Genomic DNA, 20,477 nt, shown 5'->3' with positions numbered 1-20,477 from the left:
GTGCGCCGCTCCCCCGCCCTCCCCGCTCACCGGCTCGATCGGTCGCGCTTCGAGCTCGTCGTCGACGAGCGATTCGATGGCGCGACGCTCGACGACGCGCGCTGGATGCCCGAGTACCTGCCGCACTGGAGCACGCCCGATCGCTCGGCGGCCCGGTACTCCCTCACGCCCCAGGGCCTCGAGCTGCGCGTCGACCACGACCAGCCCGCGTGGTCGCCCGAGTTCGACGGCGAGCTGCGCGTATCGAACCTCCAGACCGGTTCCTTCTCGGGCCCAGTCGGCAGTGCGGTCGGGCAGCACCGGTTCCGCGACGGCCTGATCGTTCGCACGGCGGTCCCTGAGCGCCGGCTGTGGCAGCCGCGGTGCGGGCTCGTCGAGGCGCGCATCCGCCCGAGCCTGCACCCGCGCGCGCTCACCGCGCTCTGGCTCATCGGTCACGAGGCCGAGCCCGAGCAGTCGGGCGAGCTGTGCGTGGTCGAGCTCTTCGGCGGCGAGATCGACGAGCGCGGCGCCACGAGCATCGGCGCGGGCGTGCATCCGTTCGGCGACCCGCGACTGCGGGAGCAGTTCGCGCGCGTGCCCGTCGCGGGCGACGCGCGCGGCTTCCGCACGTACTCCCTCGAGTGGATGCCCGGCACGGCCCGCTGGTACGTCGACGACCTGCTCATCGCCGAGGTCGACCAGTCGCCCGACTACCCGCTGCAGCTCATGCTCAACCTCTACGACCTGCCGCTCGAGAGCACGACGCGCGACGCCGAGTCGTACCCGATGACGGCGGGCGTCGCATGGGTGCGCGAGTGGCGCGCCCGCGACGTCGAGGGCTAGGCGCGCGGCGAGAGGTGCTCGTGCACGGCGACCCACCGGCCGTCGCGCAGTGCGAAGACGATCGTCTCGCGCTCGGTGACGTCGTCGATCGAGCCGCCGAGCTCGATGCGCGAATCGACCGAGTGGGTGAAGATCGCGGTGTCGCCGAGCAGCTGCACGCGGCGGTCGCTCGAGCGGCAGCCGTGGACGCGGAAACCGTCCTCGCGCTCCCACTGCGCCCACAGCGCCTCGTACTCGGCGCGGCTCTCGAGCCGGCGATCAGCCGTGTGGAAGACGAACGTCGCGTCCTCCGCGAACCCGGCGAAGTAGGCCTCGGTGCGGTGGGCGCCGAAGTCGGCGACGATCGCGTCGGCGGCGGCGAGCACCGCGTCGACGACGGCCGCGTCGCCCGAGCCGGCGGCCGCGCTCACGACGCGCTCCGGCGGCGGGCCATCACGGTCAGCAGCTCGTACGCGACGTGCGCCGCGGCGATGCCGGTGATCTGCGCGTGGTCGTAGGCGGGTGCGACCTCGACGATGTCGGCGCCGATGAGGTTCACGTCGGCGAAGCCGCGCAGCACCGCGAGCAGCTCGCGGCTCGTGAATCCGCCGGCCTCGGGCGTGCCCGTGCCGGGCGCGAACGCGGGGTCGAGCACGTCGATGTCGATCGAGACGTAGACGGGGCGATCGCCGACGCGCGCCCTCATGCGCTCGATGACGCCGAGAGCCCCGAGGGCATCCATCTCGGTCGAGTGCACGATCTGGAAGCCCAGGTCGCCGTCCTCGGTGAGGTCGTCGGCCGTGTACAGCGGGCCGCGGATGCCGACGTGCAGGCACGAGTCCTGCGCGAGCAGCCCCTCCTCCGACGCGCGGCGGAACGGCGTGCCGTGCGTGTAGTCGGCGCCGAAGTAGGTGTCCCACGTGTCGAGGTGCGCGTCGAAGTGCACGACCGCGATCGGCCCGTGCTTCGCGTGCATCGCCCGGAGCAGCGGCAGCGCGATCGTGTGGTCTCCGCCGAGCGTCAGCAGCTGAGCGCCGGAGTCGAGCACGCGCGCGGCCTCGGTCTCGATCGTCTCGAGCGCCTCGGCGATGTCGAAGGGGTTCACGCCGATGTCGCCGCCGTCGACGACCTGCTGCAGCGCGAACGGCTTCGCGTCCTGCGCGGGGTTGTAGGGCCGCAGGAGGCGCGACGACTCGCGGATGTGCGAGGGGCCGAACCGCGCACCGGGCCGGTAGCTGACCCCCGTGTCGAACGGCACGCCGAGCACGACGACGTCGGCCTGCTCGACCTCGTCCCAGCGCGGCAGCCGCGCGAAGGTCGCGGCGCCGCCGTAGCGGGGCACCTGGGTCGCGTCGACCTGGCCGATGTTGCCGTTCTCGGTGACGCGGGGCGTGCGCTGCTCCACGGTGTCCTCCTGGGGTGCGTCGGGTGGGGATGCCCGTGGCGAGCGGGCAGGAGGCCCGGGGCGGTCTGCGGGGCCGCCCCGGGCATCCGTCTCAGCGGGCGCGGCGCGCCGCTGCCTTCGCCGCCTGCGACCGGTGGTCGGTCTCGATGGGGGCGAGCGGTGCGCTCTGCTCGCGGACGACGCGCGGGCCGTCGGGCGGGAACACGTACGTCGGCTCCGGGAAGAGGATGAGCGCGCCGATGTAGAGCACCGCGGCCGAGACGATCGCGACGATGAGGCTCAGGTCGACGCCGCCGGCGACGCCGCTCAGCGGGCCCTCGATGACGGGCGGGAAGTAGGCGAACAGCAGGCCGAGGACGGCCGAGGCGATCCACGCGACCATGCCGCGCCAGTTGACGCCGCCGGAGAACCAGTAGCGGCCGCCGGTCTCGCCGCGGTTGAACACCTGCAGGTCGGAGCGGTCGAACGACCCGCGGCGCACGAAGTAGCCGATCGCCATGATGATCATCCACGGCACGGTCGTCACGATGATCGCGCCGACGAAGGCGTTGACGGCCCCCAGCAGGTCGAAGAAGAGCCGGCCGAGCAGGATGAACAGGAAGGCGATGACGCCGATGAAGATCGTCGCCTGGACGCGGGTGAAGCGCGGGAAGACCGACGAGAAGTCCAGGCCCGTGCCGTAGAGCGAGGTCGAGCCCGTCGACAGGCCGCCGATGAACGCGACGACCATGAGCAGCACCGCGTACCAGAGCGGCGACTCCTGGATGAGCGCGAAGACGTAGTCGGCCTCGCCGGCGACGAGGGTCGCCGTGGCGACGCCGAAGAGGAACGGGATGATCGTCAGGCCCTGGCCGAGCGCGGTCGCGCCGAAGAGCTTGCGGGCCGGGGTCGAGGCGGGGATGTACCGCGACCAGTCGCCGAGGAACGCGCCGAACGACACCGGGTTCGACATGACGATGAGCGCCGAGAGCACGAAGGTCGGCCAGAAGCTGCCGAGCGCGTAGGCGTCGGGGCCCGGGTCGTAGCCGGCGTCGAACGTGCCGGCGAACGCGACGATCGCGAGCAGGAAGAGCACCGAGTTGGCGAGGACCGCGGTCTTGTTGATGAGCAGCATGAACTGGTAGCCGTACACGACGACGACGATCACGATGAGGCCGATGACGCCGTAGATGACGGTGCGGAGTCCGACCGAGTCGGGCACGCCGGCGAGGCGGTTGAGCGCGCCGACGAGGGCGTCGCCGCCGACCCAGACCGAGATCGAGTAGAACGCGACGGCCGTCAGGAGTGAGAGGAACGAGCCGACGACGCGGCCGCGGACGCCGAAGAAGGCGCCGGAGGACACCGCGTTGTTCGTGCCGGTCTTGGGGCCGAAGAGCCCCATCGGCATGAGGACGAGGATGCCGACCGCGAGGCCGAGCACGGTCGCTCCGACGGCCTGCCAGAACGAGAGGCCGAGCACGATCGGGAACGTGCCGAGCAGGACGGTCGCGAAGGTGTTGGCGCCGCCGAACTGGATGCGCATGAGGTCGACCCATGTCGAGGTGCGGTCGGCGTCGGGCACGGTGTCGATGCCGCGCTGCTCGACCTCGGTCGCGCGCGGGCGGGCGTTGAGGCTGACGTCGGAATGATCGACAACCACTCTGTTGTCCGTCATGAAGGTTCCTTCTCATCGGGGTGGACGTGCAGGGTTGGCCCTGAATATAGACCGCGATATGCCTGGTGTGCAAAAGTTCTTTCCCATGAAGATAAATCGTGTCGTCGACCTGTCCGTCACGCTCTCCGCAGCGACCCAGGTCTACCCCGGCGACCCCGTCGTCTCGCTCACCCCGCACAGCACGGTCGCGCGCGACGGGTTCAACCTCCTCGCCGTCACCATGGGCTCGCAGAGCGGCACGCACGTCGATGCGCCCTTCCACTTCGACGACGGCACGCCGCGCATCGACGAGGTGCCCCTCGAGCGCTTCGTCGGCGAGGGCGTCATCGTGGATGCCCGTGACGCGGGTGCGCGCGGCCGCATCACGAGCGCGCACCTGGCTCCCGTCCTCGACCGGCTGCAGCCCGGATGCATCGTGCTCCTCCGCACCGGATGGAGCGCCCACTACGGCACGGACGCCTACTTCGACCACCCCTACCTGGACGCCGCGGCGTGCCGGATCCTGCTCGAGCGCGGGATCCGCACCATCGGCATCGACGCCGTCAACCTCGACGAGACGCCCGACGACGCGCACCCCGGCGTCGGGTTCCCCTGCCACCACCTCATCGCCGAGGTCGGAGGGGTCATCATCGAGAACCTGACGAATCTCGACGCGATCAGCAGCGCGCATCCCCTCATCTCGGTCATGCCGCTCAAGCTCGAGGCCGCCGACGGCGCGCCCGTGCGGGCGGTCGCCATCGAGAGCGACTGATGCGGTCCGCGGTCTCGGCGGGAATGGCGCAGGATAGAGCCATGACGAGCGAGGTGAAGATCGGCGCCCGCCTGCGAGCCGCCCGCCTCGCCCGCGGGCTCACCCTCGAGACCGTGGGCGCCGCCGCCGGGATCAGCCAGGGGTTCGTGAGCAAGCTCGAGCGCGACCAGGTCTCGCCCTCGGTCGCCTCCCTCGTCGCGATCTGCGAGGCCGTGGGCCTCAAGGTCGGCGAGCTGTTCGAGCCGCCGCCCTCGCAGATCGTGCGCGCCGGCGAGGGCTCCCCCATCAACTTCGGCGGCGAGGGCGCCGAGGAGGTCCTCCTCACGCCGGGCTCGCAGACCGACGTCGAGGTCATCCGCTCGATCGTCGAACCGGGAGGGTCCGCCGGCGACGACCTCTACAGCCTCGACTGCGACGTGGAGTTCGTCTACGTGCTCGGCGGTCGCATCACGATCACGCTCGGAGACGACGAGCACGAGCTCTCCACGGGCGACTCGATGACCTTCCGCGGCCGCGACCCGCACACCTGGCGGAACCCCTCGACGACCGAGGGGTGCGAGGTGCTCTGGGTGCTCGCCCCGGCGACCTGAGCCGCCGCGGCCGCCTCGGCTTCAGCTCCGGCGACGGAAGGCCACGGTCTCCTCGATGTACGGCGACCACAGCGCGCGCTCGCGGTCGCTGATGCGGCGCGGCCGACCCGATCCCTCGTCGACGAGCACGAGGGTCGACAGCGCACGGGCGAACACCACCTGCGGCTCGGCCCCCTCGGGCGATCGGACCTCGTAGCAGATGTCGAGGCTCGCGCCCCCGAGCGCCCCGATCCAGAGCTGGATGTCGAGCGGATCGCGCAGGTGCGGGATCGGCGCGAGGTACTCGACCTCCTGCCGCGCGATGAGGCTCTGCGCGCCCTCGTCGATGTGCAGCTCGGGCAGCGGGGTCGCCGTCTCCCCCCGGCCGCGCCAGAACACCTCGATGCGGGCCTCCTCGAGCAGCGTGAGCATGCGGGCGTTGTTGACGTGCCCGTAGGCGTCGAGGTCGCTCCAGCGCAGCGAGATGGGAACGTGGATGCGGGTCATGAGGCTCCTCCCTGCACGATGGTGGCGCGCCGCCGCTCGAGGGCCGCGGCGTCCTCCGCAAGCGTGCCCGGTCCGATCGCGGATCGCGCGACGCGGTCGCCCGCGTCCCGATACGCGGCGGTGCGAGCGGCGGCGACTCCCCCGGACGCCCCCTCCCGCGCGATGAGCCGCTCGAGCAGGTCGAGCAGCCGGTGGGCGACGAGCGGCTGATCCCCGACGTACTGGCGGATGATGTCGACGGCGTCGACGGCGAGGGCGGAGAGCTCCCGCGGAGCGACGAGCAGGCGCGGTGCGCCCGCGTCGTCGAGGAGGACGCGGCTCGGGTCGGGTCGCCCCGCCGCGCTCGCCAGGGCGATCGTGAGCGCGTCGATCGCCGTGAGCGCGGTGATGGGGTCGTTCACTCCGGGGCTCAGCGCTCGAGCCGCCACATCGACGAGCTGGCGGACGAGATGCTCGGCGTCCTGCACGGGCGTCCGCTCGTCATCGATCGAGATCGCCGCGAGCACGGCGGTCTTCAGGCGCGCGGCCTCCTGCGGGCCGGTGGAGGGCGCGGTCGAGCTCGACACGCGCGCGATCGGATCCCCGGCGCACACGAGAGTGCCGGGTCGCACGCGCAGCTCCACGCGCGCCCCCGCGGCGCACGCCTTCGACACGAGGTGCGCGTGGTCGATGCTCGCGACGTAGCCGCTCGCGCGGGCGCGGACCTCCGCGCCGCCCTCGATCGTCGCCCACTGCGCCGCCGGCGCGCGCCCCGCCGCCCCCCTCTCGGGGTAGAGGTCGTCGAGGAGGGCGACGAGCTGAGCGCGCACTCCGCTCGCGAGCCGGGAGATCTGGATGCTCGCGCTGATGTGGTGGATGAAGTACACGAGGGCGACGATCGAGGCCACGGCGAGCACGATCGCGACGTTGACGGCGAGGTGGGGCACGAACTCGGAGTCGGCGCCGGCGCGGACGTGGCGCACGACGAGCATCGCGAAGAGCGAGGTCGAGACGAGCAGGGCGAGCACGACCTGATTCCCCCGGTCGGCCATGAGGCTGCGCACGAGGCGCGGGCCGTAGGCCGATGAGGTCAGCGTCAGCACCGCGATCGTGATCGAGAACGTCGTCGCGGCGGCGGCGAGCATCGATGTCGCGATGGCGCTGAGCAGCCCGCGGCTGCCGTCGGGTCCGACGGCCGGAAGGATCTCGTCGATCGCGACGGGGAGCACGGGCTCGACGGCGACGAGCGCCTCGGCGACGACGAGCGCGAGCAGCAGCCCGAGCCCGGGGACGAACCAGAACGAGTCGAGGACTCGCCGGAGCCGGTAGCGCATGCCGTTCACGAGTCGCTCCGTTCTCGGCCCGGGCGGGCCGTTCGCCGCGGCGCCGTGCTCAGTCGCGCGTCAGCTTGCGGTAGGTCGAGCGGTGCGGCTTCGCCGCATCCGGGCCGAGGCGCTCGATCTTGTTCGCCTCGTACGCCTCGAAGTTGCCCTCGAACCAGTGCCAGTAGCTCGGGTTCTCGTCCGTGCCCTCCCAGGCGAGGATGTGCGTGGCGATGCGGTCGAGGAACCACCGGTCGTGCGTGATGACCACGGCGCAGCCGGGGAACTCCAGCAGCGCGTTCTCGAGGCTGCCGAGGGTCTCGACGTCGAGGTCGTTCGTCGGCTCGTCGAGCAGGAGGAGGTTTCCGCCCTGCTTGAGGGTGAGCGCGAGATTCAGTCGGTTGCGCTCACCGCCCGAGAGCACGCCGGCCTTCTTCTGCTGGTCGGGGCCCTTGAAGCCGAACTGCGAGACGTAGGCCCGCGACGGGATCTCGGTCTTGCCGACCTGGATGTAGTCCAGGCCGTCGCTCACGACCTCCCACAGCGTCTTGTTCGGGTCGATGCCGCCGCGGCTCTGGTCGACGTACGAGATGTCGACCGTGTCGCCGATCTTGAGCGTGCCGCCGTCGAGCGGCTCGAGGCCGACGATGGTCTTGAAGAGCGTCGTCTTGCCGACGCCGTTCGGTCCGATGATGCCCACGATGCCGTTGCGGGGCAGCGTGAACGACAGCCCGTCGATGAGCACGCGGTCGCCGAACCCCTTGGTGAGCTTCGAGGCCTCGATGACCTGCGCGCCGAGGCGCGGGCCGACGGGGATGACGATCTCCTCGAAGTCGAGCTTCCGCGTCTTCTCCGCCTCCGCCGCCATCTCCTCGTAGCGCGCGAGTCGCGCCTTCGACTTGGCCTGGCGGCCCTTGGCGTTGCTGCGCACCCACTCCAGCTCGCTCTCGAGGCGCTTGGCGAGCTTGGCATCCTTCTTGCCCTGGACCTGCAGACGGGCGGCCTTCTTCTCGAGGTAGGTCGAGTAGTTGCCCTCGTACGGGTAGAGCCGGCCGCGATCGACCTCGGCGATCCACTGGGCGACGTGGTCGAGGAAGTACCGGTCGTGCGTGATCGCGATGACGGCGCCCGGGTACTTCTGCAGGTGCTGCTCGAGCCAGAGCACGCTCTCGGCGTCGAGGTGGTTGGTGGGCTCGTCGAGCAGGAGCAGGTCGGGCTTCTCGAGCAGGAGCTTGCAGAGCGCGACGCGGCGCTTCTCGCCTCCGGAGAGGTGCGTGATCTTCTCGTCGCCCGGCGGGCAGCGCAGGGCGTCCATCGCCTGCTCGAGCTGCGAGTCCAGATCCCACCCGTTGGCGGCGTCGATGTCCTCCTGCAGGGCGCCCATCTCGGCCAGCAGCGCGTCGAAGTCGGCGTCGGGGTCGGCCATCGCCGCGGAGATCTCGTTGAAGCGCGTGATCTTGTCGTGCAGCTCGCGCACGCCGTCCTGGACGTTCTCCAGCACGGTCTTCGACTCGTCGAGCTCGGGCTCCTGCATGAGGATGCCCACCGAGTAGCCGGGGCTCAGGCGCGCCTCGCCGTTGGAGGGCTGGTCGAGGCCGGCCATGATCTTCAGGATCGTCGACTTGCCCGCGCCGTTGGGGCCGACCATGCCGATCTTGGCGCCGGGGAAGAACGACATCGTGACGTCATCGAGGATGAGCTTGTCGCCGACCGCCTTGCGGGCGCGGACCATGGAGTAGATGAATTCGGCCATGCCCTCAGTCTAGAGAGGCCGTCGCCCCCACCAGGCACGCGCCGGAGGCCAGCACCGGGGCCGTCGTCGTCATGAAGCCGTCGCCGTCGAACTGCCCGAGCACGCACGACTCGCCCGAGCGGACGGAGAACAGCAGCGAGTCGACCGGCAGACCGATCGAGGTGCGGTCCGCGGTGATCTGCAGCGCCTCGAGCGGGATGCCGGCCGCGGTGAGCGCGTCGACCACGCTGCGGCCCGCGGGGATCCCGCCCGCCGAGACCAGAGGCGCGAGCGAGCGCTCGACGAGGGGACGGTTCGCCTCCGCGTCACCCGCGGGGTCGAACGTCGGCTCGGGCGACGCGGTCGGCGCGGGCTCGGTCGGCGCGGGGGGCGTGCTCGCGGGCGGCGAGGTCGGTGCGCCGGAGGGGCCGGGCGACGGAGCGCAGCCGGCGAGAAGAGCCGCGATCGCGGCCGCGGCGGCGATGACGGCGGATGCCCGCCTCGCGCTCGACCGCATCCCGACCGCCCCTTCCGGCGGCCAGGGAGGCCGACCGCGACGAGTCTACGGGCGCTCGGCTCCCGGGGGCTCGGTCGGGCGATCCGGCGTCGCGTTCGGAATCCGAACACAGCGCGCCCGGCATGTTTGCGCCCGGCGCGGAGGCGGAGCACTATCAATGCAAGGACAGCGGTTGGGAGTCGGGGGACTCCCGGGGGGCCGCCTACCGCAACCGGTTCTTTCGCCCGTTCGGGTCGGGTGAGAGCGCCGAGAGACACTGCGGCCGTCCCCGGCTCATTCGGGTTGAGCTGGGGCGGCCGCTTCTCATTTCCGCAACTGGTGCAGGATTGGCCCTGTGCCCCCTGCGGTGAGTTCCCGACGAATCGGAGACGTGGTGACGCTGCGGCAGATTCTCGGCGGCCCGTGGTCGACCCACTGGATGCTCTGGCTCGCGTTCTTCCCCGGCACGGCCGCGATCGTGCTGATCAGAGAGTCCGCGACCGACTACCCGCAGTGGTGGTGGCCGCTCCTCGCGGCCGTCCTGGAGCACCTCCTCACGGGCGTGATCCTCGTGGGCGGCGGGTATCTCGCGAGGCGCCGGCACCCGACCCTCCCGCTGACCGTGGTCGCCGCCCTCTGGCTGCTCACCTGCGTCGTCCGCGCGACCGTCGGCAGCGCCCTCGCAGAGGTCGTCGCCGGCGTTCCGGGAGACTTCCTCTTCCGCGCCGTGTCCTGGATCATCATGACGGGCGCCTGGGGGCCCTCGATCGTGTACGGAATGGCCCAGATCGATCGGCGGCGCGTCCTGATCGGCGAGCTCGAGGCCGCGCAGGGGGCGCTCGCGGAGGCGAACGCCCGCGCGGAGGAATCGGGCGAGGAGATCCGGGCCCGGCTCGCGCGGACCGTCCGGCGCTCGGTCGCGCCGGTGCTCGACGACCTCCTCGCGCGGCTCGTCGCCGTGCGGCAGGATCTCGACCGCGCCGCCTTCGTGGAGATCAGCATGCGCCTGTCCGCCCTGCACGACGAGACGGCCAACCTCGTCGACTCGGCGAGCCCCGCACCGCGCGCCACCGACGCCCCGACCCGCCGGGCATCGCTCAGGGAGGCGTTCGACGTCCCCCTCGCCCGACCGTGGCTCACCGCCGGCGTCGTCGCGCTGCAGACCCTCGCGGTGGCGCTTCCCGATGGCACGCGGATCTTCGGGGCGCCGGCCGCGCGGGAGATCGTCCTGGCCGTCGCGCTGGGCGCTCTCGCCCTCGGAGTCACCCTCCGCTTCTGCCAGGCGCCGCTGGTCCGGCGTCAAGCGCGCGCGTCGACCGTGACGTTCGCGGCGGTCGGGGCCGCGATCCTCGTCTCCGCCTGGGCGATGCTCGACAGCGGCGTGGACGACATCACCTGGCACGGAGTGACGACCCTGCCGCTCATCGTCTTCGGGATCATCACGTCGTCCACGACCGTGATCGCCTCCCTCGTCCTCGCTCGCGCCAACGCGGAGGAGGAGCGGGCTCTCGACGACCTCCGCGACTCGCTCCTCCATTCGGAGGAGCAGCGCGAGGCGGATCTCGAGCGCGAGCGACACCGGCTGAGCGAGCTCATGCACGGACCCGTCCAGGGCCGCATCGCCGCGTGCGTGATGGCGCTGACGTTCTTCTCCGACGGCGACGCGGCGCCGGGCTCCCTCGCGACCATCACCGAGCAGGTGCTCGACCATCTCGCCGCGGCATCCCGCGATCTGTCCCTGCTGGCCGAGGGTGTCCCCCCGAATGGAGGGACCTAGGCGAGAGGGCCCCGCCATACACTGAGGGCATGGCCCCCCTGGGTGGTTCCCCCGCCACAGTCCTGGTCGCCGACGATGACCCGTTGGTGCGGACGGTGCTGCGAATGGCGCTCGCGGGCATGGGGGCGAGCGTGGTCGAGGCCCGGACGACCGGCGAGGTCGTCCGCTTCGACCCCGATCGGGCCGTCGACCTGGTCATCCTCGATCTGAATATGCCGGGCGGCCCCGTCGACGAGAGCCTCGACGCCCTCGCCGCGCGCCCCCACCGGCCGCGCGTCCTGCTTCTGAGCGGCGAGGATGCCCCCGCCGGGCTCGACCGCGTCGACGGATTCGCGCGGAAACCCATCGAGCTCGCCGACTTCACCCGCATCGTCCAGTCGCTGCTCGCCGAGCACCCCGATCCGCCGGCGCGACATGACGGCTGAGAACCTGGACCCGCGCGTCGGCGAGCTCGCGCGCGCGCTCGAGACGCTCGCCGAGGGGTTTCCCGACCCGATCCTCCTCGTCGCCGCGGACGGCACGATCGCCGGGGCGACCGCGGCCCTCGCCGTGCGCAGCCCGCTCACCCGCGAGCACGTCGTCGGCACCCACTTCACCGCCTGGGCGGCCGAGGCGGACCGCGAGCTCATCGCCGAGCGCTTCGCCGAGGCGCTCGCCGGCCGGACCGTCCGCTTCCGGACAGCGGGACGCGCCGGGGACGGCAGCGCCCGCGCGGAGGTGACGTACAGCCCCGTCCGGGCCGGCCACAGGGTCGTCGCCGTGCTGCAGTACGCCTTCTCGATCGACGAGCAGGAGGAGCGAGAGCGCACGCAGCGCGAGGCGGACGAGCTTCTCCGCATCGCCGGCGGCCTCGCCTCCTTCGGCGGCTGGTCCCTGCGTCGCGACACGGCGATGCTGGGGCTCACCGCCCAGTCGCAGCGCATCCTCGGCTTCGAGGGCCACCCGACCGTCTCGCTCGCCGATGCGATCGAGACATTCGCTCCGGAGAGCGCGGAGGCGATCTCGCTCGCCGTGACCCGATGCTTCGATGACGGCACCCTGCTCGATCTCGAGCTTCCGATCTCGACGCCGGACGGCCGCGCGCGGATCATCCGCGTCCTCGGAGAACCGGCGGAGCCCGAGGGCCGCCCGCCCTTCTCCTCGCTCCACGGGGCGATCTGGGACATCACGGAGACGACCGCGGCCCGCGAGCGCGAAGCCCTCCTGCAGCAGCGTCTGGACCTGACCCTCAACTCGCTCGGCGACGGTCTGATGTTCCTCGACGAGGCCTGGCGCATCTCGTTCGTCAACGACGAGGCCCTGCATCTGATCGGGAAGCAGTTCGCGGAGCTCGAGGGCCGCAGCCTCTGGGAGGCCTTCCCCGAGCTCGAGGACACCGAGCTCGAGGTGGCCTACCAGCGCGCGGTGCGCGAGCAGCTGCGGACGACGGTGCGCACCGCGGGCGATGCGGATCAGTGGTTCGACGTCACCGCCTACCCGACCGCGACCGGAGTCGCCCTGTACATCCGCGACGTCACGGAGGACGAGCGCACCCGTCGCCAGATGGCGCAGGCCCAGCGGCGCATCGCCGATCAGGCGGAGCTCATCGACGCGTCGCGCGACGCCATCGTGGTTCGCGGGATCGACGGGGTCGTGCACTACTGGAACCGCGCCGCGGCCGAGCTCTACGGCGTCTCCGCCGACCAGGCGATCGGCCGGTCGATCCGCGGTCTCGTGCGCGTGGAGGATGCGATCGCCGATGAGGCGCTCGCCGCCACCCTCCGGGACGGGTACTGGGCGGAGGAGATCCCCTGCACGACGCTCGACGGCCGCGCCCTCGTCATCGACTGCCGCTGGCAGCTCCTCCCGGGCGACGACGGGGTCCCCGACCGCATCTTCACCGTCAGCAGCGACGTGACGCAGTGGCGTCGCGAGGAGAATCTGCGGACGCGAGCGAAGCGGATGGAGAGTCTGGGAACCTTCGCCGGCGGGATCGCCCACGACCTCAACAACGTCCTCACGCCCATCCTCATGTCGATCCAGCTCCTGGAGAACTCGGAGACCGATGACGGGCGGCGCGAGCTGCTCTCGACGATGGAGTCGGCCGCCAAGCGCGGGGCGGACATGATCCGGCAGGTGCTCGCCTTCGCGCGCGGGGTCGAGGGCCGTCGGGAGCGGGTCTCGATCTCCTCGCTCATGGAGGAGCTCGATCGCTTCGCGCACGACGCGCTGCCCCGCGGAATCCGCTTCAGCATCGAGATCGACGACGACGTGCCCGACACCTTCGGCGACGAGACGCAGCTCATCCAGGTGCTCATGAACCTCGTGACGAACGCGCGCGACGCGATGCCCGACGGCGGCGAGCTCCGCGTCACCGCGACGCGCCTGGTTCTCGAGGACGGCTTCTCGTCCGAGGCGTTCCGCATGACGCCGGGGCAGCACGTCGTCATCGACGTCGTCGATACCGGGCACGGGATGCCCGCGGAGGTCGCCGAGAAGATCTTCGAGCCGTTCTACACGACGAAGTCGGTCGGCAAGGGCACCGGTCTCGGCCTCGCCAGCTCCCTCGCGATCGTGCGCAGCCACGGCGGCACCATGCAGGTCTACAGCGAGCCGGATCGGGGAACGCGCTTCTCGGTCATCCTGCCCGTGATCACGGGCGAGCCGACGCTCGAGCGCGACAGCGCCCTGCCCGCTCGGACCCTCCCGCGCGGGCGCGGCGAGTTCGTCCTCATTGTCGACGACGATCCGACCATCCGGCTGATCACCTCGCGGACCCTCGAGAGCTACGGGTATCGCACGCGCACGGCGGAGAACGGGCGCGTCGCGATCGACCTGCTGGAGGCGCCGGGCGCCCGAGTGGATCTCGTGCTGACCGACATGATGATGCCGGTCATGGACGGCGCCGCGACGACGGCGTACCTCGAGGAGCATCACCCGCGGATCCCGGTGATCGCCGCGAGCGGGCTGACCTCGGCCGGCGGCGCCGCGCGCAGCGCGGGTATGGGCGTGGCAGCGTTCCTGCCCAAGCCCTACACGACGAGCCTGCTTCTGACGACGCTCCGCGATGTGCTTGACGACGCCGCCGGACGGAGCGACGATGACCGGGATCGAGCCTTCCCCGAGATCGACGAGGTGCCGACGTGACCACCGAGAGCAAGTCGCTGCGCGTCGTCGTGGCCGATGACGACGCCTTCACGGTGTCCCTCGTCTCCGGCGGTCTCGGCGCTCGGGGCTTCGACGTGACGACCGCGTCCTCCGCCGCCGAGGCGCTCGCGGCCGTCGGAGAGACCGACCCGCACGCGCTCATCACCGACCTGAACTTCGGGTCGTCGGAGTCGGGCGCCGACCTGCTGAGCGCGGTCGCCGCCGACTACCCGTGGATCGGGCTCGTCGTGCTGACCTCGCACCGCTCGCCCGAGCTCGCGGTGCCGAATCCCGACCGCATCCCCTCCGGGGTCATCTACCTCGTCAAGTCGCGGCTCGGCGCGATCGACGACCTCATCGATGCCGTCCACCGGTCGATCAGCGGGCAGCTCGACGACGGGGTGCCGGTCGGCGACGACGACGTGCCGGTGGTCACGGCCGCGCAGGCCGATGTGCTCCGGCTCCTCGCGGAGGGCGCCTCGACGCGCGCTCTCGCCGAGCACCGCGGTACGACGGTGCGGGCGGTCGAGACGATGCTCGCGCGCCTGTTCACGGCTCTCGGCCTCGACACGAGCGAGAACGCCAACCCGCGCGTCGCCGCGGTCACCCTCTGGCAGCGCGGCGGCATCCGCGTCCGCTGAGCGGCCGCGCGACCCGCGGGGCGCCGGAGCGCTCCGTCGGGCCGCGGGGTGCCGCGGGGCGGTTCCCTCGTCAGAAGGGCGCGTCCGCCGGTTCGCGCGGCTCGAGCGACGAGGCGTCGTCGGGCACCTCGACGGGCTCGGGCTGCTCCGGCGGAGCATCCGTCGCCGCGTCGTCGCGGCCGCGACCGACGATCACGCTCCGCGTGAAGCTCGAGCGGCCCCACGTGAGGTCGTGGCCCACGGCCTCGGCGTCGATCTCGATCGTGGTGCCGTTCCTCTCGCCGCTCGTCCAGTCGCGGATGCGCACCCGGCCCGAGACGATGACGCGCTCGCCCTTGTGCACCGAGCTCGCGACGTGGGCGCCGAGCTGGCGGAAGCTCGTGATGGTGTACCAGTTCGTGTCGCCGTCCACCCACGCGTTCTGGGCGCGATCGAACCGGCGCTGATTGCTCGCGAGCCGGAACGAGGTGATCGCGAGACCCTCGCTCGTGACGATGTGGCGCGGGGTCGTGGCGACGAGCCCCGTGAGGGTGATGGTGTCGGTCATGGCGTCCTCCTGACGTCTTCGATGTCGGGTGGGCGCCGGCGGTTCGTGCCGGAGAGCGCCGGCGCCCGCAGCGAGAATGCCTGCCGGAGCGCGGGGTCGAGCGCCGACGGACTCGCCCCGTGGAGACCGTCGAGCCCGTGACCGGCTGGGGACGAGCGGTCAGCTCGACTGCCACCCCGCCTCGTGCAGCCGGGCGAAGGCCGCCAGCAGCAGGTCGAGCGTGAAGGAGAACTCGAACTGCTCGTCGCACCCGGCCGGGTGGCGCCGCTGCTGCTCGGCCGCGACGCCTGCGATGTGCGGGAAGGCTCGGGCGAGCGCCGCGAGCCGCTCGGGATCGGGGACCGGATCGGCCCCCTCGCCCGGCGCGGCAGGGGTCGAGAAGGCCTCGGGGCTGAACCCCCAGATGCGATGCCCGAGGGCGTGCATCGCGTGGTGCGCGAGGTCGTACGAGAGCCCACCCGAGACGAGGTCGCCGACGAGCGCATCCATGTGGGCGAGCACGACGGGACTGGGAGCGGTCGCCGACTCGATCGCGGGTCGGAGCCACGGGTGAGCGAGGTGCGCGGCGCGCGCGCCGAGGACGCGCGTGCGGACAGCCGACGACCAGGGCTCGCCGGATGCGGGCCGCGGGTAGCCGGCGACGACGCTGTCGATCATCCCGGCGACGAGATCGCGCTTGTCGGCGACGTGCTTGTAGAGCGCCATGGGAACGACCCCGAGCTCGTCGGCGAGGCGGCGCATGCTGACCGCGTCGAGGCCGTCGCGGTCGGCGAGCGCGACGGCGGCCCCGACCACTCGGGAGCGGTCGAGTCGTTCACGCCCCGGGGTGCTCCCCCGTCGTCCGCGCGACGTTCCGTCCATGGCATCCTCCTTGACCGGTGTACAGCGTACGCCTATGCTCGGGAGACGACAGGTGTACGCCGTACACCTCAGACCCGGAAGGCCCCCATGACCCCCGACCGCCGCCTCGCCCTGTGGGCCGGAGTCCTCTACCTGGCGACCTTCGCCACCTCTTTCCCCGCCCTCGCGCTCAAGACGCCGATCCTCGCGGGCGAGCCGCAGCTCGCGCAGGCCGCGGTCGGCACCGCGCTCGAGATCGCGCTCGCGTTCACGTGCATCGGCACCGCCGTGGCCCTGCACCCGATCGCGCGGCGCGTCAGCGAGCCGCTGGCGATCGGCTTCGTCGCCTCGCGCACGGTCGAGGCCGGCATGATCCTGTCGGGCGCGATCGCGCTCCTGGCCCTCATCGAGCTCGGCCCCGACTCGGAGGGCGCATCGGTGCTCATCGAGCTGCACGACGCCGCGTTCCTGCTCGGCCCTGCCTTCATGGCCTCGATCAACGCGGCGCTGCTCGGCACGGTCATGCTGCGCGGCCGCCTCGTGCCGCGCGTGATCCCGCTCATCGGTCTCATCGGAGCTCCGCTGCTGCTCGCGAGCTCCTTCGGCGTCGTGCTCGGCGCGTGGGATCAGCTCTCCGTCGTCGGAGCCCTCACGGCACTGCCGATCGCGGCCTGGGAGCTCTCGCTCGGTCTCTGGCTGACGATCAGGGGCGTGCGGATGCCCGCGCCCGCAACCGCAGACCCCGGCGTCGGCGACGCCCTCCCCGCGACCGCGGGAGGCGCTCGCGTCTGACGCGGTCGCCCGACCGCTCCCGCGGCCCTCCGCTCGACCCCGGGCGGAGGGCCCTGGCATGCTGGCTCGACAGGAGAAGTCATGACGAAGCCCGCCGCAGAGTGGCGACCGATCGTCGCCGCGCTCGCCGATGACGATGCGCGACCGATCGTCGGTGCGCTTCTCGCCGGCGGCGACGCGGCCGAGCAGCTCGCCGCGCTGTCGCCAACGAAGCGCGCACGGGTCGTCCGGGTGCTCACGGCCTCCGGACTCGCGCGTGAGCACGAGGGCCGCCTCGAGGCGCGCACCGAGGTCTTCCGGGAGCTGCTGCGCGCCGCTCCGGTCGACCGCCCGACGGGCATCGCGCGCTTCGTGCGCGACGGGCGCATCGAGCACGGGCCGTCCGGGGCGAGCGATCGCGCCGAGGTGATGGCGTGGGCGGCCGATCGGGCCGTCGGGGTCGCCGAGCTCGCTGACGAGGCGACGGTGACCGAGCGGCTCGCGGCGATCTTCGAGGACCCCGCCGCCCTGCGGCGCTACCTCGTCGACGCCGATCTGATCGAGTGGCGCCGCGACGGATCCCAGTACGCTCGCCCGGCGTGACCCGGCACCGCCGGTCGACCGGGCGGAGCGCTCGATCGACTAGTGCTCGCGGAAGTCGGGCCGCTCCGCGCCGGGCCCGAGCGTCGCGTGCAGCGCCCGCTTCGCGGCCTCCAGCGTGGGGTACGGCCCTCGAGCCTCGCTCTCCATCCGCACCCGGACGAGGAAGGCCTCCCCCTCGCGGTGGATCGACCCGACCGTGCCGGCGGGGCCGGCGGCGACCCAGGTCTGCGTTCCGGTGGTCATGCTCATCGTCGAGCTCCTTCCGAGCGGCGCGCTCGCGCCGTGCGCCGCCGACGCTACGCCTCCCCTGACCCCGTGTCGAGCCCTCTCGGGCGAGCGCTCAGGAGGCTCGGACGTACGGCGCGTAGGAGGAGCGGATCTTGTTGACCTTCGGCAGCGCGACGGCGAGGCAGTAGCCCTGGCCGGGGTTCTTGGCGAAGAAGTCCTGGTGGTAGTCCTCGGCGTCGTACCACTCGCCCAGCGGCGTGATCTCGGTGACGAGGCCGCCCTCCCAGTAGCCGTCGGCGCGGTCGCGCGCGGCCTCGAAGAGCGCCTTCTCCTCCTCGTCGGCGTAGTACATCGCCGAGCGGTACTGCGTGCCGACGTCGTTGCCCTGGCGGTTCAGCTGACGCGGATCGTGGAGGGTGAAGAAGACGTCGAGGATGACGTCGGCGGGGATCACCTCCGGGTCGAAGACGACCCTGACGGCCTCGGCGTGACCCGTCGTGCCCGTGCAGACCGCCTCATAGGACGGGTGCGGAACGGTGCCGCCGGTGTAGCCGGAGACGACATCGTGGACGCCGTCGAGGACGCGGTAGACGGCGTCGAGGCACCAGAAGCACCCGCCGGCGAGATGGAAGGTTCGCATGCCGCCATCGTAGGCGGGCGTGCGGGGCGCGAGCCGAGCATCCGCCCCGATCGAATCGGTTCGATGGTCGCGGGCCGGCCAGTAGAGTGACGGCATGCCGCACATCGCCGCCGACGACCGCTACGAGCAGCTCGAGTACGCCCGCGTCGGGCGCAGCGGCCTGAGGCTGCCGCGCATCTCGCTCGGCCTCTGGAACAACTTCGGCGACGACCGGCCGATCGAGACGCAGCGCGCCATTCTGCGCCGCGCCTTCGACCGCGGCGTGACCCACTTCGACCTCGCGAACAACTACGGCCCGCCGGATGGCAGCGCCGAGTCGAACTTCGGGCGCATCCTGCGCGACGACTTCCTGCCCTACCGCGACGAGCTCGTCATCTCCACGAAGGCCGGCTACTACATGTGGCCCGGCCCCTACGGCGAGTGGGGGTCGCGCAAGTACCTGCTGAGCTCGCTCGACCAGAGCCTGACGCGCATGCGCCTCGACTACGTCGACATCTTCTACAGCCACCGGCCCGACCCCGAGACGCCGCTCGAGGAGACCATGGGCGCCCTGGCGACCGCCGTGCAGAGCGGCAAGGCGCTCTACGCGGGCATCTCGAACTACGACGCGGCGCAGACGCGCGAGGCGCACCGGATCCTCGGCGAGCTCGGCGTGCCGCTGCTCATCCACCAGCCGCGCTACAACATGTTCGACCGGCGCATGGAGGAGGGGCTGCTGGACGCGATCGCCGAGACCGGGATCGGCAGCATCGTCTTCTCGCCGCTCGCGCAGGGACTGCTGACGAACCGGTACCTCGACGGCGTGCCCGCGGGCTCGCGCGCGTCGGAGGGCCGCTGGATCAGCGAGGACAACATCGACGACGCCTACCTCGAACGGGCCCGCGCGCTGAACGCGATCGCCGAGGCGCGCGGACAGTCGCTCGCGCAGCTCGCGCTGCTCTGGGTGCTGCGGCACCCGCAGGTGACGAGCGCCCTCATCGGCGCGAGCAGCGTGCGCCAGCTCGACAACAGCCTCGACGCGCTGCACGGCGACGCGCTCACGGTCGACGAGATCGCCGCGATCGAGCCCCACGCCGTGCACGGCACCGGTTCGAGGAGCTGAGTGGGCTACCTCCTCGCCCTCGCGGCCGCGGTGCTGTTCGGCGCGAACGGCAGCGTCACCAAGATCACCATGGAGGCCGGGCTGAGCCCCGCCCAGGTCACGCAGTTCCGGCTGCTGGGCACGGCCCTCGTGGCCGGCCTCGTGCTGCTGGCGATCGATCGCGCCGCCTTCCGGCTCCCCCGCCGGCAGTGGCCGATCATGATCGTGCTCGGCATCGTCGGTGTCGCGCTGCTGCAGGCGACCTACGCGGCGGCCGTGCAGCGCCTGCCCGTCGGCATCGCCCTGCTGCTGGAGTACACGGCCGTGCTCATGGTCGCGCTCGTGGCCTACTTCTTCTTCAAGGAGCAGGTGAAGACGCGGCTGTGGATCGCGATCGTGCTCGTGCTCGCCGGCCTCGCCGTCGTCGCGCGCGTCTGGGCCAGCACCCTCGACGCGCTCGGGGTGATCCTCGCGATCGCCGCCGCCGTCTGCCTCGCCCTGTACTTCCTCATCGGCGAGCGGCAGGTCGCGAAGACCTCGGCGCTCGCGGTGTCGTTCTGGACGATGCTCATCGCGACCGTGTTCTGGTCGTTCGTGAGCGGCTGGTGGGAGCTCGACCCGGGCGTCTTCGCGACCCCCGTCGACCTCGGCGGCGTGCACGGCTCGCTCGAGGTGCCGATGTGGCTGCCCCTGCTGTGGAACGTCATCCTCGGAACCTTCGCCCCGTTCCTGCTGAGCCTCGCCGCCCTCCGGCACCTGCCCGCCACGGCGGCGGGCATCGTCGCCTCCTCCGAGGTCATCTTCGCCTTCGCCGTGGCGTGGGCCTGGCTCGGCGAGACCCTCGACCTCGTGCAGATCATCGGAGCCGCGGTCGTGCTCGCGGGGATCATCCTCGCCCAGACCGCGCGCGTCGGGAAGGTCGTCGACGCCGACCTCGCGCTCACGACGGGACCCATCACGACCGTGCGGTGATCGGTCCGATGCTCGGCGCAGGTGTGGCGGAC

General features: G+C 71.9%; 22 protein-coding genes. 11 read left to right on the top strand and 11 right to left on the bottom strand.

Features of this window, described 5'->3' with window-relative positions:
- Positions 1-825, top strand: coding sequence for a glycoside hydrolase family 16 protein (locus ASG83_RS08965; protein ID WP_156376807.1), 825 nt, complete (start codon positions 1-3; stop codon positions 823-825).
- Here the strand turns inward: ASG83_RS08965 and ASG83_RS08960 are convergent.
- The 3 genes from ASG83_RS08960 to ASG83_RS08950 form a co-directional block, all read right to left on the bottom strand.
- The gene (locus ASG83_RS08960; RefSeq protein ID WP_200932310.1) at positions 822-1,235 is read right to left on the bottom strand and encodes a nuclear transport factor 2 family protein; all 414 of its coding nucleotides are present in this window, start codon (positions 1,233-1,235) and stop codon (positions 822-824) included. The two genes, ASG83_RS08965 and ASG83_RS08960, sit on opposite strands and share 4 nt — an antisense overlap.
- Positions 1,232-2,209, bottom strand: coding sequence for an agmatinase (gene speB, locus ASG83_RS08955; RefSeq protein ID WP_200932309.1), 978 nt, complete (start codon positions 2,207-2,209; stop codon positions 1,232-1,234). The genes ASG83_RS08960 and speB overlap by 4 nt, the downstream gene beginning before the upstream one ends.
- Positions 2,210-2,300: 91 nt before the next feature.
- Entirely contained in the window at positions 2,301-3,863 is a 1,563-nt protein-coding gene (locus ASG83_RS08950) for a cytosine permease (protein ID WP_055860188.1), read from the bottom strand.
- Positions 3,864-3,948: 85 nt separating this feature from the next.
- On the opposite strand from ASG83_RS08950, the gene ASG83_RS08945 reads away from it, so the two are divergent.
- Complete coding sequence (locus ASG83_RS08945) at positions 3,949-4,614, top strand: cyclase family protein (protein WP_055860186.1); 666 nt, start codon at positions 3,949-3,951, stop codon at positions 4,612-4,614.
- A gap of 41 nt (positions 4,615-4,655) precedes the next feature.
- Positions 4,656-5,204: a helix-turn-helix domain-containing protein gene (locus ASG83_RS08940; protein WP_200932308.1), complete on the top strand. Its 549-nt coding sequence runs from the start codon at positions 4,656-4,658 to the stop codon at positions 5,202-5,204.
- A 21-nt stretch (positions 5,205-5,225) separates the two neighbouring features.
- Here ASG83_RS08940 and ASG83_RS08935 read toward each other — a convergent pair whose 3' ends face one another.
- Genes ASG83_RS08935 through ASG83_RS08920 form a run of 4 tightly spaced genes read right to left on the bottom strand, consistent with a single transcriptional unit; the run spans position 5,226 to position 9,240 of the window.
- Positions 5,226-5,690 (bottom strand): thioesterase family protein, encoded by a 465-nt coding sequence (locus ASG83_RS08935; protein ID WP_055860180.1) that lies wholly within the window; start codon positions 5,688-5,690, stop codon positions 5,226-5,228.
- Positions 5,687-7,003, bottom strand: coding sequence for a DUF2254 domain-containing protein (locus ASG83_RS08930; RefSeq protein WP_235451478.1), 1,317 nt, complete (start codon positions 7,001-7,003; stop codon positions 5,687-5,689). The genes ASG83_RS08935 and ASG83_RS08930 overlap by 4 nt, the downstream gene beginning before the upstream one ends.
- A 58-nt stretch (positions 7,004-7,061) precedes the next feature.
- Positions 7,062-8,744, bottom strand: a complete 1,683-nt coding sequence (gene ettA / locus ASG83_RS08925) for an energy-dependent translational throttle protein EttA (protein ID WP_055860174.1) — start codon at positions 8,742-8,744, stop codon at positions 7,062-7,064.
- A gap of 4 nt (positions 8,745-8,748) precedes the next feature.
- On the bottom strand, positions 8,749-9,240 hold the full coding sequence (locus ASG83_RS08920; protein WP_055860170.1) for a hypothetical protein: 492 nt from the start codon (positions 9,238-9,240) through the stop codon (positions 8,749-8,751).
- Between the two features lie 370 nt (positions 9,241-9,610).
- On the opposite strand from ASG83_RS08920, the gene ASG83_RS08915 reads away from it, so the two are divergent.
- Genes ASG83_RS08915 through ASG83_RS08900 form a run of 4 tightly spaced genes read left to right on the top strand, consistent with a single transcriptional unit; the run spans position 9,611 to position 14,763 of the window.
- Positions 9,611-10,996, top strand: coding sequence for a hypothetical protein (locus ASG83_RS08915; protein WP_055860160.1), 1,386 nt, complete (start codon positions 9,611-9,613; stop codon positions 10,994-10,996).
- 29 nt (positions 10,997-11,025) lie between these two features.
- On the top strand, positions 11,026-11,421 hold the full coding sequence (locus tag ASG83_RS08910; RefSeq protein WP_082599186.1) for a response regulator: 396 nt from the start codon (positions 11,026-11,028) through the stop codon (positions 11,419-11,421).
- Positions 11,411-14,122, top strand: coding sequence for a PAS domain-containing protein (locus ASG83_RS08905; RefSeq protein WP_055860154.1), 2,712 nt, complete (start codon positions 11,411-11,413; stop codon positions 14,120-14,122). The genes ASG83_RS08910 and ASG83_RS08905 overlap by 11 nt, the downstream gene beginning before the upstream one ends.
- Positions 14,119-14,763 (top strand): response regulator, encoded by a 645-nt coding sequence (locus tag ASG83_RS08900; protein ID WP_055860152.1) that lies wholly within the window; start codon positions 14,119-14,121, stop codon positions 14,761-14,763. Before ASG83_RS08905 ends, ASG83_RS08900 begins: the two co-directional genes overlap by 4 nt.
- 70 nt (positions 14,764-14,833) lie before the next feature.
- Here ASG83_RS08900 and ASG83_RS08895 read toward each other — a convergent pair whose 3' ends face one another.
- On the bottom strand, positions 14,834-15,310 hold the full coding sequence (locus ASG83_RS08895; RefSeq protein ID WP_055860149.1) for a single-stranded DNA-binding protein: 477 nt from the start codon (positions 15,308-15,310) through the stop codon (positions 14,834-14,836).
- 159 nt (positions 15,311-15,469) lie between these two features.
- Positions 15,470-16,171, bottom strand: a complete 702-nt coding sequence (locus ASG83_RS08890) for a TetR/AcrR family transcriptional regulator C-terminal domain-containing protein (protein WP_055860146.1) — start codon at positions 16,169-16,171, stop codon at positions 15,470-15,472.
- A gap of 87 nt (positions 16,172-16,258) precedes the next feature.
- Here ASG83_RS08890 and ASG83_RS08885 point away from each other — a divergent pair, with 87 nt between their 5' ends.
- Entirely contained in the window at positions 16,259-16,942 is a 684-nt protein-coding gene (locus ASG83_RS08885) for a DUF4386 domain-containing protein (RefSeq protein ID WP_055860144.1), read from the top strand.
- Between the two features lie 81 nt (positions 16,943-17,023).
- Positions 17,024-17,524 (top strand): DUF2087 domain-containing protein, encoded by a 501-nt coding sequence (locus ASG83_RS08880; RefSeq protein WP_055860142.1) that lies wholly within the window; start codon positions 17,024-17,026, stop codon positions 17,522-17,524.
- 39 nt (positions 17,525-17,563) lie between these two features.
- On the opposite strand, the gene ASG83_RS08875 is transcribed toward ASG83_RS08880, so the two are convergent.
- Both ASG83_RS08875 and msrA read right to left on the bottom strand, forming a co-directional pair.
- A complete protein-coding gene (locus tag ASG83_RS08875; RefSeq protein WP_235451438.1) occupies positions 17,564-17,773 on the bottom strand; it encodes a methyltransferase in 210 nt (69 codons plus the stop codon).
- A gap of 91 nt (positions 17,774-17,864) precedes the next feature.
- Entirely contained in the window at positions 17,865-18,392 is a 528-nt protein-coding gene (msrA, locus tag ASG83_RS08870; protein ID WP_055860140.1) for a peptide-methionine (S)-S-oxide reductase MsrA, read from the bottom strand.
- Positions 18,393-18,486: 94 nt separating this feature from the next.
- Here msrA and ASG83_RS08865 point away from each other — a divergent pair, with 94 nt between their 5' ends.
- The gene (locus ASG83_RS08865) at positions 18,487-19,494 is read left to right on the top strand and encodes an aldo/keto reductase (RefSeq protein WP_055860138.1); all 1,008 of its coding nucleotides are present in this window, start codon (positions 18,487-18,489) and stop codon (positions 19,492-19,494) included.
- Positions 19,495-20,445, top strand: a complete 951-nt coding sequence (locus ASG83_RS08860; protein WP_055860135.1) for a DMT family transporter — start codon at positions 19,495-19,497, stop codon at positions 20,443-20,445.
- The last annotated feature ends 32 nt before the right edge of the window (positions 20,446-20,477 follow it).

This window comes from Yonghaparkia sp. Soil809 (genome assembly GCF_001429705.1).
Lineage (GTDB): Bacteria > Actinomycetota > Actinomycetes > Actinomycetales > Microbacteriaceae > Microcella.
The sequence above is the reverse complement of the archived record's forward strand: the minus strand, read 5'-3'. Positions and strand labels throughout refer to the sequence as shown.

Coding starts and splice junctions, on each gene's coding strand:
- ASG83_RS08950 (WP_055860188.1), bottom strand. CDS start 3,863: ATGACGGACAACAGAGTGGTTGTCGATCATTCCGACGTCAGCCTCAAC.
- ASG83_RS08945 (WP_055860186.1), top strand. CDS start 3,949: ATGAAGATAAATCGTGTCGTCGACCTGTCCGTCACGCTCTCCGCAGCG.
- ASG83_RS08940 (WP_200932308.1), top strand. CDS start 4,656: ATGACGAGCGAGGTGAAGATCGGCGCCCGCCTGCGAGCCGCCCGCCTC.
- ASG83_RS08935 (WP_055860180.1), bottom strand. CDS start 5,690: ATGACCCGCATCCACGTTCCCATCTCGCTGCGCTGGAGCGACCTCGAC.
- ASG83_RS08930 (WP_235451478.1), bottom strand. CDS start 7,003: ATGCGCTACCGGCTCCGGCGAGTCCTCGACTCGTTCTGGTTCGTCCCC.
- ettA (WP_055860174.1), bottom strand. CDS start 8,744: ATGGCCGAATTCATCTACTCCATGGTCCGCGCCCGCAAGGCGGTCGGC.
- ASG83_RS08920 (WP_055860170.1), bottom strand. CDS start 9,240: ATGCGGTCGAGCGCGAGGCGGGCATCCGCCGTCATCGCCGCCGCGGCC.
- ASG83_RS08910 (WP_082599186.1), top strand. CDS start 11,026: ATGGCCCCCCTGGGTGGTTCCCCCGCCACAGTCCTGGTCGCCGACGAT.
- ASG83_RS08905 (WP_055860154.1), top strand. CDS start 11,411: ATGACGGCTGAGAACCTGGACCCGCGCGTCGGCGAGCTCGCGCGCGCG.
- ASG83_RS08895 (WP_055860149.1), bottom strand. CDS start 15,310: ATGACCGACACCATCACCCTCACGGGGCTCGTCGCCACGACCCCGCGC.
- ASG83_RS08890 (WP_055860146.1), bottom strand. CDS start 16,171: ATGGACGGAACGTCGCGCGGACGACGGGGGAGCACCCCGGGGCGTGAA.
- ASG83_RS08885 (WP_055860144.1), top strand. CDS start 16,259: ATGACCCCCGACCGCCGCCTCGCCCTGTGGGCCGGAGTCCTCTACCTG.
- ASG83_RS08880 (WP_055860142.1), top strand. CDS start 17,024: ATGACGAAGCCCGCCGCAGAGTGGCGACCGATCGTCGCCGCGCTCGCC.
- ASG83_RS08875 (WP_235451438.1), bottom strand. CDS start 17,773: ATGAGCATGACCACCGGAACGCAGACCTGGGTCGCCGCCGGCCCCGCC.
- msrA (WP_055860140.1), bottom strand. CDS start 18,392: ATGCGAACCTTCCATCTCGCCGGCGGGTGCTTCTGGTGCCTCGACGCC.
- ASG83_RS08865 (WP_055860138.1), top strand. CDS start 18,487: ATGCCGCACATCGCCGCCGACGACCGCTACGAGCAGCTCGAGTACGCC.